Genomic DNA, 16,542 nt, shown 5'->3' on the forward strand with positions numbered 1-16,542 from the left:
CGTGCGCTCGCCTGCGATTCGTACGGCAGTGCTTGCGGCGTGCCGTCCGTGCTGATGACCCGGCTGCCTGGCCGGGTCGTGTTGAACCCTTCGGATCTGCCGGAATGGCTGGACGGGCTTGCCCGGATGCTGGTGGAGATCCATGCGGCAGAAGCTCAGCCGATCAGATGGAACTATTTTACCTATAACGAGGTGTCCCGATTGTCTGTGCCCCAGTGGTCCCGTGTTCCTGAGGCGTGGCGGAGAATTATTGATCGCGTGCAAGGACCTGTACCATCATACGTGCCGCAATTCATTCATCGCGACTACCATCCGGCTAACGTGTTGTGGCAGGAGGGGGCGATCAGCGGGGTCGTGGATTGGGCCAATGCCTGCATGGGGCCGACCGGGATCGATACCGGCCACTGCCGATTGAATCTCGTGCAGATGTATGGGGTGGAGGCGGCGGATGCTTTTTTGGACAACTATCTTGCTCAAGCGCGGCGGGAGGGGTGCGACGTAAACGATCCCTATTGGGATATGCTATGCCTGATCGAAATGCTGCCAGGTCCGCCCGAAGTGTACCAGGGTTGGCCGGATTTGGGACTGAACGGGTTAACGCCGGAGCTTCTCGCCCGCCGGTTGGACGAATACGCGGAGCGACTGATCCGGAAGCTGGATACCTCCGCCACCGAACGGTAAGAAACAAATAGAGGATGTGCTAACAAATTGAAACATTGGAAAGCCTATTTGACGTTTGTTAGGCCTTATACGAAATGGATCATACTTACCTTGTTTATCGGGATGCTGAAATTTGGCATTCCCTCCTTGCTGCCGCTGGTGCAGAAATATGTAGTGGACGATATTTTGCTGGGCGGTGCGATGGAGCTGGAGCAGAAGGTTTCGCAGCTGATGATCGTGCTGGGGGCCACGCTGTTCCTGTTTGTGATCGTGCGTGGTCCGGTGGAATATGCGCGGCAATATTTTGCCCAGTTGATCACGGCACGGATTTTGTTTGATCTGCGCAACAAGCTGTACGCGCACTTGCAGCGGCTCTCGCTGCGGTACTACCAAAACACGAAGGTGGGGGAGATCATCTCCCGCTTTATTAACGACGCCGAGCAGACCAAGAACATCGTCGAGGTCGGCATGATGAACGTTTGGCTGGACATGTTTACGCTGGTGTTCGTGCTGGGATTTATGTTTTATCTGAACCCCTGGCTGACGCTGGTAGCGATTGCGATCTTCCCGCTGTACGCGATCGCGGTGAAAGTGCTGTACAAGCGCTTGAAGAAGCTGACCAAAGACCGTTCGGCGGCACTCGCCGGGATCCAGGCTTATTTGCATGAGCGGATTCAGGGCATTTCCGTTATCCGAAGCTTTGCGTTGGAACGTTATGACCGCAAACGATTTGAAGGGACCAACGGCCGGTTTCTGCAAAAAGCGTTGGCTCACAGCCGCTGGAACGCGTGGACGTTTGCCGTGATCAACACGCTGACCGATATCGCGCCGCTGCTGGTGATCGGGTACGGCGGGTATCAGGTGATTCACGGCGATTTGACGCTGGGGACGTTTGTGGCCTTTTTTGGATATCTCGATCGGCTTTACGCACCGTTAAGGAGATTAATTAACTCCTCGACCACGTTAACGCAGGCTTCGGCTTCGTGGGAGCGGGTGCTCGAGCTGATGGAGGAGCCGTACGATATGATCGATGCGCCGGATGCAAAGGTATTGCCGCAGGGCAGCCACGGCGTGATGTTCCGGGATGTGTGGTTCAAGTATCGGGAAGATGGCGATTGGGTGCTCAAAAATATCTCATTCGAAGTCAATCCCGGCCAAACCGTTGCCTTCGTTGGCATGAGCGGAGGCGGGAAATCGTCGCTCGTTGGGTTGATTCCCCGGTTCTACGATGTGCAGCGGGGGGCGCTGACGGTGGGCGGCCGTGACGTCCGCGAGTGGACGATGGAAAGCCTGCGCAGCCGGATCGGCATGGTGCTGCAGGACAATTTCCTTTTTAGCGGCAGCGTGCGCGACAACATTTTGTTCGGCCGGCCGGACGCCACCGAGGCGGAGGTGATCGAGGCGACCCGCGCGGCGAACGCGCATGATTTCATCATGCAGCTGCCGCAGGGCTACGACACCGAGGTCGGGGAGCGCGGCGTCAAGCTGTCCGGCGGGCAGAAGCAGCGGATTGCCATCGCCCGCGTCTTCTTGAAAGACCCGCCGATCCTCGTGCTCGATGAGGCGACATCCGCGCTTGACCTGGAGTCGGAGCACCTGATCCAGCAGTCGCTGCAGCAGCTCTCGCGCGCCCGCACGACGCTGATCGTGGCGCACCGGCTGTCGACGATCACCCACGCCGACCAGATCATCGTGCTGAAGAACGGCGAAATCGTCGAGCGCGGCACGCACGACGAGCTGATGGCGATCCCGGACGGCGTGTACGCGCAGCTGTACAACATCCAGCACCTCAGCCCGGCGGAGAGCGTGGAGCTGGGGTGAGAAGTTTACCCTTCCTCGCCACAGATAAGGCCATAAAAGGGCGTTATTTCGCCCTTTTGTGGCTGAACGGGCGAAATAAGGGTAATAAGTTCCGCTATTGCTGGGAGTGGGCACATTTGAGCCGGGTTTCAGCAAGTTTCTGAGCGGAATAAGGACATTTTTTACCGCTATTTTCTTGGATTTAGCTCATTTGGGCGAAATAAGGGTAAAAAGTTCCGTTATTGTTTGGAGTGCGTACCTATGACACTAGGTCGACGGATCATGTTGTAAAGTAACTTTAAATCTCCCTATGAAAGTGAAAGGAAGTCTCTCGTAAATGTGGTTTATACTCGCTTTGTTGTCCGCTATTTTTGCGGCGCTTACGTCAATTTTGGCGAAGGTTGGTATTGAGGGGGTTAACTCCAATCTGGCGACAGCGATTCGCACGGTTGTGGTGGTCATTATGGCATGGGGGATGGTGTATCTCACCCACGCCCAGAGCGGACTGTTCGAGATCAGCCGAAAAAGCTGGATTTTCCTGATCCTGTCCGGCTTGGCTACCGGTGCATCCTGGCTCTGCTATTTTAAAGCTCTTCAGTTGGGACATACCTCCAAAGTGGTGGCAATCGATAAATTAAGCATCGTGATCACGCTGGTTCTGGCACTTATTTTTTTACATGAGGAATTTACATACAAGTCGCTGATTGGCTCCATTTTGATCACGATTGGTACGCTGGTTATGGTTTTGTAAGAGGGGAGTCATCAGTACCGTAATGTACTTGCCAATAATGTTACGAAGGCATTTATTACTGCTGATATATATGTAAATTGGACCAATGGAAGATTAATTAACTCACTCACTTACATATGGGGACATTTTGGGGAATCGCGGTCAAAAAGTGATCAAATCACTCTAATTAGGATGTTTTTTTCTGCTATGATAGAACTAACGGAGGAGTTTTGGCAGGATGCCGATCTGTTGACCTTCGAAAAGGTTCGTGTTGAGCTCCGGGATCTGATCAAGTATACCGTTGATGAAGGTGGAAAGCGTAACCCGATCGATACGAACCTGGCGGATGAGGTATTGATGGTTCAGGAAGGGAAGGCGATGTACGCGGCGTATGATTTTGAGGATTACAAGCTCAAGGTCAACCGTTATATCGAGTTGAACCGCGACAATGTGGCGATCTATAAGTTACGGAATAATATCCCGCTGACGGCGCTGGACTATGAGAGCCTGGAGAAAGTATTCACCGGGGAGCTGGGAACCGCCGAAGATTATAAACGGGAATTCAAGGATACACCGTTTGGATTGCTTGTACGAAAAGTAGCCAAATTGGAAGTAGAGGCAGCCAATCAGGCGTTTTCCGAGTTTATTAATGACCAATCCTTGACGCAAGCGCAAATCGTGTTTGTGAAAAAAGTGATCGATTATATCGTGCAGAACGGTTATATCGATAATGTAGCAGAACTGACCAAACCGCCGTTTGATAAGCCGCAGAGCTTTATCAAGCTGTTTGATGGAAGTAAACAAAAGAAGCTTGTGGATGTGGTGAATCAGATCAAGGAGAATGCGGTGCAGATCGTTTCGGGAGATTAAGGGAGGATTTCGCGCTCGCTGCCGGAGCACGTAACGGAACTGAAAGACCTTATTTTAGTCCCAAGAGGTCTATTCCCGTTCTAACGGAACGTACGGACGTTATTTGCACCAAAGCGCCTCAAATGATACCCAATATGCGCTAATAACGCCTTCTGGTTCCGTTAGGATGGGAAATCGCGGGGAAATGGCGGAATAAGGTCATATGGTTCCGTTAGAGCGCCGTGGACCGACGGAGCGACGAACCAACGGACTCGCGGAACCGTGTACCCACGTACCGGCGGACCCGCAGACCCGCGAACCCAAGGACCCAGGGCCCGCCCGCGCCCACGAGCATGCAAAAAGGCTGAACTCTAAACGTATTGTTTAGAATTCAGCCTTTTTTAAGATATCAGAAAGTATAAACTTCGGGGCATTGGCATCCTGATATCGCAAGAAAAACTTCCGCTAAACGCGGTCTGTCTACTTTGAATGTACGTCGATAGGCGTTTTTCTTACTGCAGCTTAATGCTGAGCCTCACAGCTTCCCGATCACCAGCGACAAAATGCCGGCGGCGATCAGCGGGCCGACAGGGACGCCGCGGAAGAAGGCGACGCCCAGCACGGTGCCTATCAATAGGCCGGCGACGACAGTCGGCTGATTGCCCATCAAGGTCGCGCCGCGACCGCCGAGCCAGGCGACAAGCATGCCGACGCCGATGGCGAGCAGGGACTTCCAATGGAAGAAGGAAGCCCATAGCGTCTGGATGGAGATTTTGCCGCTGGCGACCGGCGTCATCACGCCGATGGTGAGGATGATGATGCCCAGCGTCAAGCCGTATTTCTCCAGCCAAGGGAAGGTATAGTGCAGATGCAGCACGCGAAGCAGCAGCAAGACAATCATCGCCACGGTAATGGGCATGTTGCTGCTGAAAATGCCCAGCGCGGCTAACAACAACAGCAGCAAGGCTGTCACGTCAATTTGTTGCATGATCCACCTCCTGCGGTGAATATCGATAATTTATACGTTGCTCGAAGTTCTCGACCCTACGATATGCTCTGCGATCAGCTTCCCGTGGCCGCGACCGGTTTCGATGAACACCTCGTTGGCGTTACGTCCGGAAGCGATAACCCCGGCAACGTATAGACCGGGCACGTTCGTTTCCATCGTCTCCGGATTAAACACCGGCTTCTCCATGTCACCGGTCATTTCAACTCCGGCGGAGAACAACAGCTTGCGATCAGGGCGGAACCCGGTTAACGCCAAGACAAAATCGTTTGCCAGTTCGGACGTTTTACCGTCAGCACCTTCGATGATCACGCGGTCAGGCAGGATTTCGATGACCCGGGATTTCAGGCGCAAAGCGACCTTTCCTTTGTTGACCGCACTTTCGAACAGCGGCCGTACCCAAGGCTTGATGTTCGCGGACAAGTCCTCTCCGCGATACACGACAGTAACCTCGGCGTTCACACGCACCAGCTCCAGCGCGGCATCCACTGCGGAGTTGCTACCGCCGATAATCGTCACTTTCGTACCGGTGTACGGATGCGCCTCTTGGAAGTAATGCGTCACCTTGTCGGTATTTTCTCCCGGAATTCCTAAAATATTGGGGTGATCGAAATAACCTGTCGAGATGATGACATAACGGGCCTGGTATTCCGCCTGCTCACCGCCGCGTTTCACCGAACGAACCACAAACGTGCCGTCCGGCTGCCGCACCACTTCGGTGGCTTCTTCATAGGCCGATACCGGGACGTTATAATGATCGCTGACCTTGCGGTAGTAGGCTAGCGCTTCATGGCGGTAAGGTTTGTCGTTCGCCGAAGCAAACGGTACATCTCCGATTTCTAGCAGCTCAGCGGTACTGAAAAACTGCATATACGTAGGATAAGAGTAGATGGAATGGACAAGGCAATGTTTCTCTAGAACAAGCACCTGCAGTCCGCGACGCTGGCATTCGATGGCTGCCGATAGACCGCAAGGCCCTGCTCCGATGATGATCACATCCAGCATGAGAACCTCCTCATAGACATTGAGTTCAAACGAATTTTCAAAACAATTCCATCCTACCGCAAATGACGGAGAATTGCCAACCATCCGCTGCGGATTTTCCAGGGGAAGGATGTGGCAATCCTATGAAATCTTTGGCTTCGGGGGTTCAAAGCAGGAGATTTGGAGTACACTAATAGTGTAAGCGGTTACCTTGGTTTAGAAAGTGAAGGAGGTGCCGAACATGCTGTCCTGGTTTAAAAAACGCAAGCCCAAACAGGTAAAACAGGTAATGGTTCCTACAGCCATCAAGGTTACGTTGGATGAGGTTCGACGCGCGGTGCTGCGTTATGAAGCCGACATGCCGGAAGGGATCAACCGGTTGTCGTTGCTGCTGCCGGACGGAAGTCTGGATATGAAACGCCTGTCGCGATATTTGGGCGGAGTGACGGACCAACGTTTTTACTTGTCGAGGGAAACCTATGAAATATTTCCGGAAGAAGAGCGTGACATCCCTTATTATCTAGACATGGTGCAGGTTGCGGTGGATCATTACGTGGAGGACCAAGGCAAGCTGCCGGTGCTGGAGGACTCTCGCCAGTTGGAGGTCGATTATCGTCTGCTGATGCGGGAGCATTATTTGAAGGAGATGCCGCCGTTTCCGCTGTACGTGACAGATCAAGAGATGTTGTTGACCCATCGCCCCAAACAAGTGATATAACGCGGAAAGCGCATTTTCCGGTGAGCCGGAGGTGCGCTTTTGATTTGACAGACTGTTTTACAATAGAGAGAGACAACTGGGGAAAGTGGGGAAAAAGTTTGCAGCTAAAAGCCGTACTGTTTGACCTTGATAATACGTTAATGGATCGCGATCACATGTTCCGCAGTTTCGCCTCTCAATTAGTACAGGAGTGCCTGGTGCCAATAGACGAGACGCAGCGGGGAGCGTTGATCGCTGAGATGATTGAACGGGATAACGATGGATATCGGCCGAAGGAGGGCTTTTTTCAGGAGCTGTTGGATTGGTTGCCTTGGCGTCAAGAGACGAGCTTGGAGGAAGTGAAAGCCTATTACAACCGACATTATATGACCTATGCGAAGGCGATGGACTATGCGGAGGATACCCTGCGGTATTGCCGTGATCAGCAGCTTCGGCTGGGGATCGTCACGAACGGACACAGCCACAGACAGCATGAAAAAATCGATTTGATCCACCTGCGGCCGTTCTTCGATGCGATCATCGTATCCGGGGACGTGGACATCCAGAAGCCCGATCCTCGGATCTATCAACTGGCATTGGATCGGCTTGGTGTTCAAGCGGAGGAGACGGTGATCGTTGGCGATCATCCTCGCAACGATATTTGGGGAGCCGCTCAGGTGGGGATCCGCGGCATTTGGCTGAAGCGCAAGCATGAGTGGGACGAGACGCTGGAAGGCGGCACACCGTGGCGGACGATTCACGAGCTGAAGGAAGTCCCGGCGCTGTTGGACCAATATACCCAGAAGCTATGCGGGACAAAAATGGATTGACAAAGCTTGCCAAGACGCGGGATGCGAGGATCCCGCGTCTTTTTTTGCGGCTAAGGAGACGGGAAGGGAAGTTGGAACAGGGTTGAACCATTTTGATCGTATAGGAATTGGGATTGAATTTATATGAACTCGGATGGAACCCGGAGCGGGAGAACGCTTTTCGCGAAATGGGTTTAGAGCATGTCTCACCGGGGCGGATCATCGCGGATCATGGCCACAAATATCGCGTGGCAACCGAGCGGGGAGAAGGCTGGGCTGAAATGAGCGGCTGCCTGCAGTTTGAATTCATAAATGCGGACAAAAACCTAGCCGGCCGAGAGGAAGCTCACAGCCGGCTAAGTGTACTTGTAAGATTAAGCTTCTTTCGGTTGAAGCGGCAGCCATTTCAGCACGTCCTGAATCTTCGCATCCCAATAGCCCCATTCGTGGGAGCCAGGTCCTTCTTCATAGGTGAGAGGCAGGCCGGCGCGGGTGCATGCTTCGCGGAACGTTTGGTTGTCCTCGTACAGGAAATCTTCCGTCCCGCAGCATTGGTACAGCTGCGGAACCGGCTTCCCTTCCTGCATGGCCTTGGCGAGCGGGTCCAGCAGTGTCAGCAGGTCGTTATCCGTGCCCTTAGGTCCGGATTCGCCGAAAATCCGCAGGAACAGCGGCGACAGCCCATGCCGGCTGTTCGCGATATCAAGCGCCCCCGATAAGCTGGCAGCAGCAGCGAACGTCTCGGGCTTGCGCAACGCCAGCTTGAAGGCGCCGTAGCCGCCCATCGACAACCCGGCAACGAAGGTGTCCTCGCGTCGATCGGACAATGGGAAGAACGACCGGCAAAGGCGAGGCAGCTCCTCGCTGACGAACGTCCAATAGTTGTTGCCGTACGCCATATCCGCATAGAAGCTCAAATCAACCTGAGGCATCACTACGGCCAGACCCATACCCGAAACATAACGTTCAATCGAGGTGCGGCGCAGCCAGATCGAGTCGTCGTCGGACATGCCGTGCAGCAGATAGAGGGTTGGATAAGGTCCGGCGATCGCCGGTGCGGACATCCCGATTTGCGATTGCGCAGGTTCCGGCAGGATGACGGTCATGGAGGTGCTCAGCCCTAATACTTCGGAGAAAAAACGACATTGAAATAGTGCCATAATGCTCAAGCTCCTTTGGCTCCATGCCATCTCGGTGCAAACAGCAAGTAAGCGCTTACCGAAACGGGCATGGATTATTTTTACTAAACAGATCATCCAACTTCCATTATATCTCGAACATCTTGACCTCGAAATCTAAAATTCGAAATCTTTCGAACAGTTGTCAACGAATTGTGCTAGAATAAAAAAACGGGTTAGTTCCAGGGTTGGCAAGTAACAATGCTGGGGGTGGATGAAGTGAATTTCCCCTGGAAAAGAAATCTGTACGTGCTGTGGCTTGGCGTTTTTTTTTGCAGCACCGCGTATTCCATGGTCATTCCATTCATGTCTCTGTTTATTGCTCATGATCTTGGAGTAACGAAGCATCTCACCCTCTGGTCGGGGATCGCGTTTGGGGTGACGTTTTTGGCCGGCGCGTTGATCTCTCCGTATTGGGGTTCGCTGTCGGATAAGTACGGCCGGAAGCCGATGCTGCTTCGATCCGGGTTTGCGCTTAGTGCGGTGTATATCCTTTACTTCTTCGTCCGGGATCCTTATCAGCTGATCGCCGTCCGCATTTTGTCCGGGCTCTTGGCCGGGTATGTGCCTTCCGCGATTGCGTTGGTTGCAACCAATACGCCAGAGAAGCATGTCGGATATTCGCTGGGAGTCATGTCGACAGCTGGAGCGGCCGGAGGTATTATCGGACCTTTGGTGGGCGGTTCCCTCAGCAAGTTTATCGGTTATCGGGAGGCGTTTCTGGCGTCGGGTGCCGTCGTGTTGATCTCAGCACTGATAGCCTTGATCTTCGTGAAGGAGCAGAACTTCGATCGTAACCGGGAGCGTTCGCATGTGCTGGATGATCTCAAGGAGGCGTCAGCTAACCGACCGTTGATGGGCAAGCTGCTTGTCGTGCTGATCGTCACCTCTTCCGTGATGGTGCTTGAGCCGCTGCTTTCGCTGTATGTGCTGGATCTGGGCGCTTCGGCTTCCGACGCTTCGCTTAGCTCGGGCATTATTTTCTCGGCGGTAGGTATCTCCACGATCATCGCCGCACCGTTCTGGGGCAAAATTGGGGAGAGGATCGGCTACCACAACACGTTGATGATCGGATTGATTGGTGGCGGGGTTGGCAACATTTTGCAGCATTTCTTTCATTCGTTGGTTGGGTTCGGAATTCTGCGCTTTGTGTACGGCTTGTTCTTCGCCGCCGTGTTCCCGGCGTTAAACGCTTTGATCGTACAGTCGACTAAACCGGAATTCCGCGGCCGCGCCTTCAGCTTGAACCAGTCCGCCAGCCAGCTTGGCAATATGTTCGGACCGATTGCCGGCGGGGCGCTCGGGTCATGGATCTCTATCCCGGTGGTGTTTGTCCTGAACGGGTCAATCCTAGCAGTAACGGCAATGACACTCCGGTTCAAGTCCCTCTTTGGAAACCGCCGCTTGAACGAAAGCGAAGTTCGAAATTGAGAGGGTAGCCGGAACGAAACGGAACGTAAGATGGATATCGATTTGAAAAAAAGCTCCGTGCCATCAGCGTGATGCTGAGGTACGGAGCCTTTTTTCTACAAAACGGTCATCGCAACTAATACTAGATTAATAGAGTGAAAGCGCAAGAGAATCAAATTCGCTCTTACTGTGGAGAATCGCTTCGGAACCTTCGATTTCAATGCTGATTAAGGAGTTCAAGCACTTCTTCAAAGCTTGCTTGCCGTTATAGTATTTGTACTCGAGCGCGCTCGTCAGCAGCTTCAATGTACGCTGCACAGGTTGCTTGCTATCGACGTTGAAATAAACCGGAACCAGATTATTTTGGAAGTTGATCAGGATTTTCATTAGAATCACCTCTATACAGTGGTTTCATATTAAACATTGTAGATCGAAAAACTTAAGAAAAGATTAAAAAAACATGATATTTCGATAAATGTTTAATGACAGCGAACGAAACAGGACGGAAGTCTCGGTTTTGCACGCTTACATCAATATTACGGATAGGCGGATTAAAAAGTTTCAGCATCTTTAAAAAATTGTGCTTCACCTCCTATTTTTATGGGTACATTGTAATAGATTGGTAAAAAATTCCGAGCACAGGGAAATTGAATAGTGGTATGATTACTGCATCGGAAGCGAGACCCAATCTGTAGGAGGTGGAAGAAATTGATGACAGATTCCTCCCGCAAGGAAAATGTGGTGCTTCAAGCGAAAGAATGGCTAACTTTGATAGAGTGGTTAGGAATTCAAACGTGGCAGGATCCAGAGCATCCCTTTCACGTTTTTTTGCAGGCGATGCTAGATTCGGATGCCGAAGACACGCGTGAGACGTTGAAAAGCAAGGAAGAGGTGTCGGAGACGGTGCAAGGAGCTCGGATCAGCTTGCCGCAGCACGTCCTAGACGACCTGACCGCCGCATCGGCGGCCGTCAAGGCTTGCTGGCTAACCTATACTTGCGGAAAGCAAACTTCTGAGGAATATCTGCATATCACCGGCAATCAGATTATCCGATTCAGACGGCTGCCCGGGAAAATCAACCGCTTATTCGTCGAACGAATTACCGAAGGGAAACAACTAAGCGTTTTGTTAGCCGGTCGGATGAAGTGGAACTCGCGCACGCCGGGGGAGCTTCCCGCCTTGATGATGTCAAGAAAACAATTTGACGCAGCACTGAGCCAGGCCCGGGAGCTGGAACTTAACCGCTTGGCCACCCTCCTGGCTGACATGACGAACGATGAAGAAGGCAGTATCGCCTTAGCAAAATGTATGAAATCTCCGCTCGCGCATGGGGATATCCGGTTCTATGCGAACTGCGGCGGACGCTGGGAGATCCAGCAGATGCAGTTTATGAACAACCCGCAGTTGAACTGGTTGATCCGTTGCAGCGCGAAGGACGAAGAGGATTGGATGATTGCGACGCCCACGCCCCGCCAGCAATTTCAGAAGATTTTGCTGAAGTGGTTCCGTAAGCCGCATAACGCTGAGTGAGTGGGACCTAAGGAAACCCAAGTTTTTTTCATGGTATAAACCAGCCATCCCTGACTAAAAAACACTCCGAAATGGGCAATCTGGATAGAGGCAGGTAAAAAGTTTCACCAATGAACCCATTTCATCTTCAGGAGTGTGAAGTCATGACAAGCAATCAGACGACGAACCGCGAACGGTTTCGGGGCAAAACGGCGATCATCACCGGAGCCGGTTCCGGGATCGGCAAGGCGGCTGCGGTGAAGCTGGCCAGCGAGGGGGCGGGGGTCGCGCTGTTCGATCTGTTGGATGAGCGCACGGAGCAGGCAGCGCGGGAAATCAATGCCATGCGCGAGGGTGCGGCCCGCGCGTATGATGTCGACGTGGCGGACCCGGCGCGGGTCGAACAGGCGGTACGCGAAGCTGCCGAGCATTTTGGCGGCATCGATATCGTCTTCGCCAATGCAGGCGTCAACGGCAAGCTGGCGCCAGTCGAGGATTTAAGCTTCGAGGATTGGGAGAAGACACTGAGCATCAATCTGACGGGTACGTTCCTGACCGTGAAATATACGGTTCCCTACTTAAAGCAACGGGGCGGCGGCAGTATTATCATTACCAGTTCGATAAACGGCAATGATAAATTTTCCGGCTTTGGGATGTCGGCTTATAGTACGACGAAAGCGGGACAAGTTGCTTTCGCGAAAATGCTGGCGCTGGAGCTGGCCCAATTCAAAATTCGCGTTAATGCCATCAGTCCCGGCGCCATCGCCACCAATATCGATACATCAACGGAGAAGAGCAAGGAGCTGCAGGAGATCGTCATTCCGGTAAAATATCCAAAGGGCTCGCAGCCCTTAGCGGACGGCCCGGGTCAACCGGAGAACGTCGCGGATCTCGTCGCCTTTTTGGCTTCGGACGAGTCCATCCACATTACCGGAGCCCGAATTGTCATCGATGGGGCGGAGTCGCTGTTATAACGTTTCACCTGATGGAGAAACGATCCTAGAGTTAACGCTTTCGCAATCGCGGAGGCGTTTTTTTAAGATTCAGAAAGTATAAACTTTCGGGGCATGGCATCTGCGGAGATGATTCCGATGGCGGCTGTGGTATGATACAGGAAGGAAACGCTTGAGGAGGGATGGATATGCTGTCCTGGTTAGCGGAACAGAAGATTGCAGAAGCGATGGCCCGCGGGGAGTTTGATCATTTGCCCGGGAAGGGCAAGCCGCTGAAGGTGGAGGATTTATCCGGGGTTCCGGAGGATTTGCGGATGGCCTATAAGCTGATGAAAAATGCGGGTTACGTTCCCGAAGAAATTCAGCTGCAGCAGGAGATGGTTCGGCTTACCGACCTGCTTGCCGCTTGTGAGGACGGGCCGGAGAGGCAGGCTTTGAAGAAGCGGCTGACGGAGCAGGAGCTGAGGCTGAATATGCTAATGAGCGAGCGCGGTCTATCAACGAATCCGGCGTTCCGGCAGTATGAAGATGCAATCCGCCGGAAGCTGGAATAGGAAGTCAAATTGGGGTGTCAGGCATCAGCTTCCGTATCATCGCTTCGGTTAACAGAAACGGCTCTCGCGAGATCCGGTCCAGCCGGAAGCCGGGGATCAACTCTTTGGCCGTTACAGCTTCAGGGCGGTCGATCAAGCCGCTGATGTAGGCCAGCCAGCCGATGACCGTCTCCGGCTTCGTACCGGCGGCGCGCAGCGCGGGGAGCCCTAAGTCGCCATGCCGTTTGGCCAACCGCCGTCCGTCCTCTCCGAGGATGAGCGGGGCATGGGCGAACTTAGGCGGCGTCAAGCCTAACGCTGCATAGAGGTGGAGCTGGCGGGGCGTGGAGTCGAGCAAATCGTCACCGCGCAGTACATCGGTGATCCCCATCAAGGCATCGTCTACGGTCACCGCCAGTTGATAGGAATACATATGGTCGGCCCGGCGCACGACAAAATCCCCGCCGCTGCCCGGCGGGAAAACCTGCGGCCCGGCGATGCCGTCGACGAAGCGAATTTCCTCCGGGCCAATCGCAAATCGGAGTGACGGATCTTTGTGTTGCGCTCGGCGCTGCTGCTCCTCCGGGCTTAAGCCGCGGCATGTTCCGGGATAAGGCGCCCCTTCCGAGGACAAGCCGTGCGGCGCCCCGGCCACCGCGAGCAGCTCCGCCCGGCTGCAGAAGCAAGGGTACAGCCGGCCGGCCGCGTCCAGCTTGGCCAGCGCCTCCTCATAAAGCTCGGTCCGCTGGCTTTGCAGGTAAGGACCGGACGCATCCGAAGCGCCTGGTCCTTCATCCCAGTCCAGCCCCAGCCAACGAAGGTCGGCGAGAATCCGTTCCGTGATCGCCGGCTTGGAGCGTTGGGTGTCGATATCTTCAATGCGCAGCACGAAGATTCCTCCGGCTGCGCGCATTTGCAGCCAAGAGAGCAGCGCGATTTTGGCGTTGCCTAGATGCATGTCGCCGGATGGCGTAGGTGCAAATCGTCCGCGTTTCATGATGCTTCACTTCCTCGATTGTTCACTTGTTCACTTTTTGTAGAGTTGTCCGAATGTCCCATTTGATGAATGTGGACGAGGACGACGTCGGAACGAGCATTACAAGCCTGCTTCGGGGCCTTGGGCGTTCCGGGCTTCGTCTTCACCCTCTGATGTATACGCGCTGTCCATGAGGGGCATGTCCAGCCTTTTGATTTCAATTTTCCGTATCCGGGTGTCTTCGCGCTCGAGGACTGTAAACTGCAAGTCCCCATAGACCAGCTGGGTTCCTTCTTCGATGTCCAGGTTATGCCCATAGATCCAGCCGCCGATTGTATCCGCGTCATCTTCCTTCAAATCGGCGTCCAGCAATTCGTTGATCAACGACACCGAAACTTTGCCGTCAACTATGAGGTGATTCGCCGCGACCTCGGTAATTTCCTGCTCTTCCTCCGCATCGAATTCGTCGCGGATGTCGCCGACGATTTCCTCCAGTATATCCTCTATCGTCACCATCCCGCTCGTACCGCCGTATTCGTCGATCAGCACAGCAATATGCGAACGTTCCTTCTGCATCTTGGTCAGCAGCGCCGGAAGGGGGATGTTCTCCGAGACGGTCATCACAGGCCGGACCAGGGAAGCCAAAGGGACATCCGCCTGATTTTCGGGGGCCAGGAACAACGCTTTTGTATTAATGACCCCGATAATATTATCTTTATTTCCACGGATGACGGGAAATCTCGTGTATTGCTCCCGGCGAATGATCCGCAAGTTTTCCTCGCGCGACTTGGCCGCATCCAAGCAGACCATATCGGTTCTCGGAACCATGATATCTTTGGCGAGCAGATCATCAAAGGCGAAAATCCGGTTCATGAAGCGGTACTCGCTTTTGTTAATCCGGCCGTTGGCTAGGCTTTCCCTCAGCAATATTCGCAGTTCCTCCTCGCTGTGCGCGTCGTCCCAGTCCGCAGCAGGTTTAAGGCCTAGCCATGCGACGATGCGGCCGGAGGAACGGTTGAGCAGCCAGAGGAACGGGGACAGCAGGGTACTGAATGCCAGGAGCGGCCGGGCAAACGCCAAGATGATGGCTTCGCCCCGTTGAGCAGCCAGCACCTGCGGGACTAATCCGCCAAGCACCACATGCAAATAGGTAATCGACACGAACGCGATGAGAAAAGAGAAAAAAGTTTCTACGGAATCCGATAAGGGCAGGCGAACAAATAACGGGGCGAGCAGGCTGCGGACAGCCGGCTGGCCCAGCCAACCCAGGGTCAGCGAGTTCACCGTAATGGCCAGTTGGCAGGCCGACAACGCCTGGTCGATCCGTTGCGACAGGGCGCGGAGGGCGGAGGCCCCACGACGGCCTTCCCGCGCCCAAGCTTCGATGGTCCGCGGGTGCAATGAACGCAGCGACGCTTCAATGATGACGAACAATGCGGTGAAGACGATAAGCAGTAAAAGGACGAGCAGCTTCAACAATCGTTTTTCCTCCGATCCCTTCGTTTCTTAGAACCGTATGGTAAAATGTTTTCATAGTGTAACCCGTAAGGAGAGAATCATGACAAAGTTTCCTTTGCCTATTGATGAAGTAATCCCTGAGCTGCAAAAAGCGCTTGACCAAACGGGAACCGCCGTGCTGCTGGCGGAGCCCGGGGCGGGCAAAACGACGCGTGCTCCGCTGTCGCTCCTTAGCGAACCATGGCTTAGGGGACAGCGGATTTTGCTGCTGGAGCCGCGCCGGTTAGCGGCTCGGGCTGCCGCTGTATATATGGCGTCCCAGCTAGGTGAAGCGGTTGGTGAGACGGTGGGCTACCGCATGCGAGGCGACAGCCGGGTGTCGGCCAAAACGCGGATTACAGTCGTCACCGAAGGGATTTTAACGCGAATGCTGCAGCAGGACCCGGCCTTGCTCGGGACGGGTCTGGTCATCTTCGACGAATTTCATGAGCGCAGCCTGCATGCTGACCTTGGCTTGGCCTTGGCTTGGCAAAGCCGCCAGCTGCTCCGCGACGACCTGCGGCTGCTCGTCATGTCGGCGACGCTGGACGCCCGGCCGATCGCGGAGATGCTGGACGGCGCACCGGTTGTGCAAAGCCGGGGACGCATGTTCCCGGTGGAGACGGTATATGCGCCGGGAGCTCCAAACGAGCCGCTGGAACGCAAGGTGGACCGTGCGGTTCGCCGGGCCCTTGTGGAGCATGACGGCAGCGTGCTCGTGTTCCTGCCGGGAGCGCGGGAAATCCGCCGTACCGAGTCGCTGCTGGCGGAGGGCGGGCTGCCGGCGGGTGTGATGTTGGCGCCGCTGTACGGCGCGATGCCGCAAGCGGAGCAGCGGCGGGCGATTGAGCCCGCGCCGGCGGGACAGCGCAAGGTCGTGCTGGCGACGTCGATCGCCGAGTCGAGCCTGACCGTGGACGGCGTGACCGTGGTGATCGACAGCGGCCTCCG

General features: G+C 54.3%; 17 protein-coding genes. 11 read left to right on the plus strand and 6 right to left on the minus strand.

The window, feature by feature from the left end:
• From POTG_RS01995 to POTG_RS02010, 4 genes are all read left to right on the plus strand, one after another.
• On the plus strand, positions 1-681 hold a 681-nt coding region (locus POTG_RS01995), incomplete at its 5' end, for an aminoglycoside phosphotransferase family protein (RefSeq protein WP_036643778.1).
• A 27-nt stretch (positions 682-708) separates the two neighbouring features.
• Positions 709-2,481, plus strand: a complete 1,773-nt coding sequence (locus POTG_RS02000) for an ABC transporter ATP-binding protein (RefSeq protein WP_009223117.1) — start codon at positions 709-711, stop codon at positions 2,479-2,481.
• 316 nt (positions 2,482-2,797) lie between these two features.
• The gene (locus POTG_RS02005; RefSeq protein ID WP_009223118.1) at positions 2,798-3,211 is read left to right on the plus strand and encodes an EamA family transporter; all 414 of its coding nucleotides are present in this window, start codon (positions 2,798-2,800) and stop codon (positions 3,209-3,211) included.
• A gap of 186 nt (positions 3,212-3,397) precedes the next feature.
• The gene (locus POTG_RS02010; RefSeq protein ID WP_036643780.1) at positions 3,398-4,060 is read left to right on the plus strand and encodes a type I restriction-modification enzyme R subunit C-terminal domain-containing protein; all 663 of its coding nucleotides are present in this window, start codon (positions 3,398-3,400) and stop codon (positions 4,058-4,060) included.
• Positions 4,061-4,574: 514 nt separating this feature from the next.
• Here POTG_RS02010 and POTG_RS02015 read toward each other — a convergent pair.
• A complete protein-coding gene (locus POTG_RS02015) occupies positions 4,575-5,027 on the minus strand; it encodes a DUF441 domain-containing protein (protein ID WP_009223120.1) in 453 nt (150 codons plus the stop codon).
• Positions 5,028-5,057: 30 nt separating this feature from the next.
• A complete protein-coding gene (locus tag POTG_RS02020) occupies positions 5,058-6,050 on the minus strand; it encodes a YpdA family putative bacillithiol disulfide reductase (RefSeq protein ID WP_009223121.1) in 993 nt (330 codons plus the stop codon).
• 220 nt (positions 6,051-6,270) lie between these two features.
• Here POTG_RS02020 and POTG_RS02025 point away from each other — a divergent pair, with 220 nt between their 5' ends.
• Positions 6,271-6,747, plus strand: coding sequence for a DUF3939 domain-containing protein (locus tag POTG_RS02025; RefSeq protein WP_009223122.1), 477 nt, complete (start codon positions 6,271-6,273; stop codon positions 6,745-6,747).
• 98 nt (positions 6,748-6,845) lie between these two features.
• Entirely contained in the window at positions 6,846-7,556 is a 711-nt protein-coding gene (locus tag POTG_RS02030; protein WP_036643783.1) for an HAD family hydrolase, read from the plus strand.
• Positions 7,557-7,909: 353 nt separating this feature from the next.
• Here POTG_RS02030 and POTG_RS02035 read toward each other — a convergent pair whose 3' ends face one another.
• Complete coding sequence (locus tag POTG_RS02035; RefSeq protein ID WP_009223124.1) at positions 7,910-8,695, minus strand: alpha/beta hydrolase; 786 nt, start codon at positions 8,693-8,695, stop codon at positions 7,910-7,912.
• 237 nt (positions 8,696-8,932) lie between these two features.
• Between POTG_RS02035 and POTG_RS02040 the strand changes: the two genes are divergently transcribed.
• Positions 8,933-10,144 carry an MFS transporter gene (locus POTG_RS02040; protein WP_036643950.1) on the plus strand — a complete coding sequence of 404 codons (1,212 nt, stop codon included), beginning with the start codon at positions 8,933-8,935 and terminating at the stop codon, positions 10,142-10,144.
• A 126-nt stretch (positions 10,145-10,270) separates the two neighbouring features.
• On the opposite strand, the gene POTG_RS02045 is transcribed toward POTG_RS02040, so the two are convergent.
• Positions 10,271-10,510, minus strand: coding sequence for a hypothetical protein (locus tag POTG_RS02045; protein WP_009223126.1), 240 nt, complete (start codon positions 10,508-10,510; stop codon positions 10,271-10,273).
• Between the two features lie 324 nt (positions 10,511-10,834).
• On the opposite strand from POTG_RS02045, the gene POTG_RS02050 reads away from it, so the two are divergent.
• The 3 genes from POTG_RS02050 to POTG_RS02060 all read left to right on the plus strand — a co-directional run bounded on the left by POTG_RS02050 (position 10,835) and on the right by POTG_RS02060 (position 13,139).
• Positions 10,835-11,653, plus strand: coding sequence for a hypothetical protein (locus tag POTG_RS02050; RefSeq protein WP_036643785.1), 819 nt, complete (start codon positions 10,835-10,837; stop codon positions 11,651-11,653).
• A 143-nt stretch (positions 11,654-11,796) separates the two neighbouring features.
• Complete coding sequence (locus POTG_RS02055; protein WP_009223128.1) at positions 11,797-12,606, plus strand: SDR family oxidoreductase; 810 nt, start codon at positions 11,797-11,799, stop codon at positions 12,604-12,606.
• Positions 12,607-12,767: 161 nt separating this feature from the next.
• Positions 12,768-13,139, plus strand: coding sequence for a DnaJ family domain-containing protein (locus POTG_RS02060; RefSeq protein ID WP_009223129.1), 372 nt, complete (start codon positions 12,768-12,770; stop codon positions 13,137-13,139).
• A gap of 4 nt (positions 13,140-13,143) precedes the next feature.
• On the opposite strand, the gene gluQRS is transcribed toward POTG_RS02060, so the two are convergent.
• Both gluQRS and POTG_RS02070 read right to left on the minus strand, forming a co-directional pair.
• Entirely contained in the window at positions 13,144-14,115 is a 972-nt protein-coding gene (gluQRS, locus tag POTG_RS02065; RefSeq protein ID WP_009223130.1) for a tRNA glutamyl-Q(34) synthetase GluQRS, read from the minus strand.
• Between the two features lie 99 nt (positions 14,116-14,214).
• Positions 14,215-15,573, minus strand: coding sequence for a hemolysin family protein (locus POTG_RS02070; protein ID WP_009223131.1), 1,359 nt, complete (start codon positions 15,571-15,573; stop codon positions 14,215-14,217).
• A 79-nt stretch (positions 15,574-15,652) separates the two neighbouring features.
• Between POTG_RS02070 and POTG_RS02075 the strand changes: the two genes are divergently transcribed.
• Positions 15,653-16,542: helicase-related protein (locus POTG_RS02075; RefSeq protein ID WP_036643788.1), on the plus strand; the 890-nt coding region annotated here is incomplete at its 3' end.

Origin of the sequence: Paenibacillus sp. oral taxon 786 str. D14, from assembly GCF_000159955.1 — a bacterium.
Lineage (GTDB): Bacteria > Bacillota > Bacilli > Paenibacillales > Paenibacillaceae > Fontibacillus > Fontibacillus phoenicis.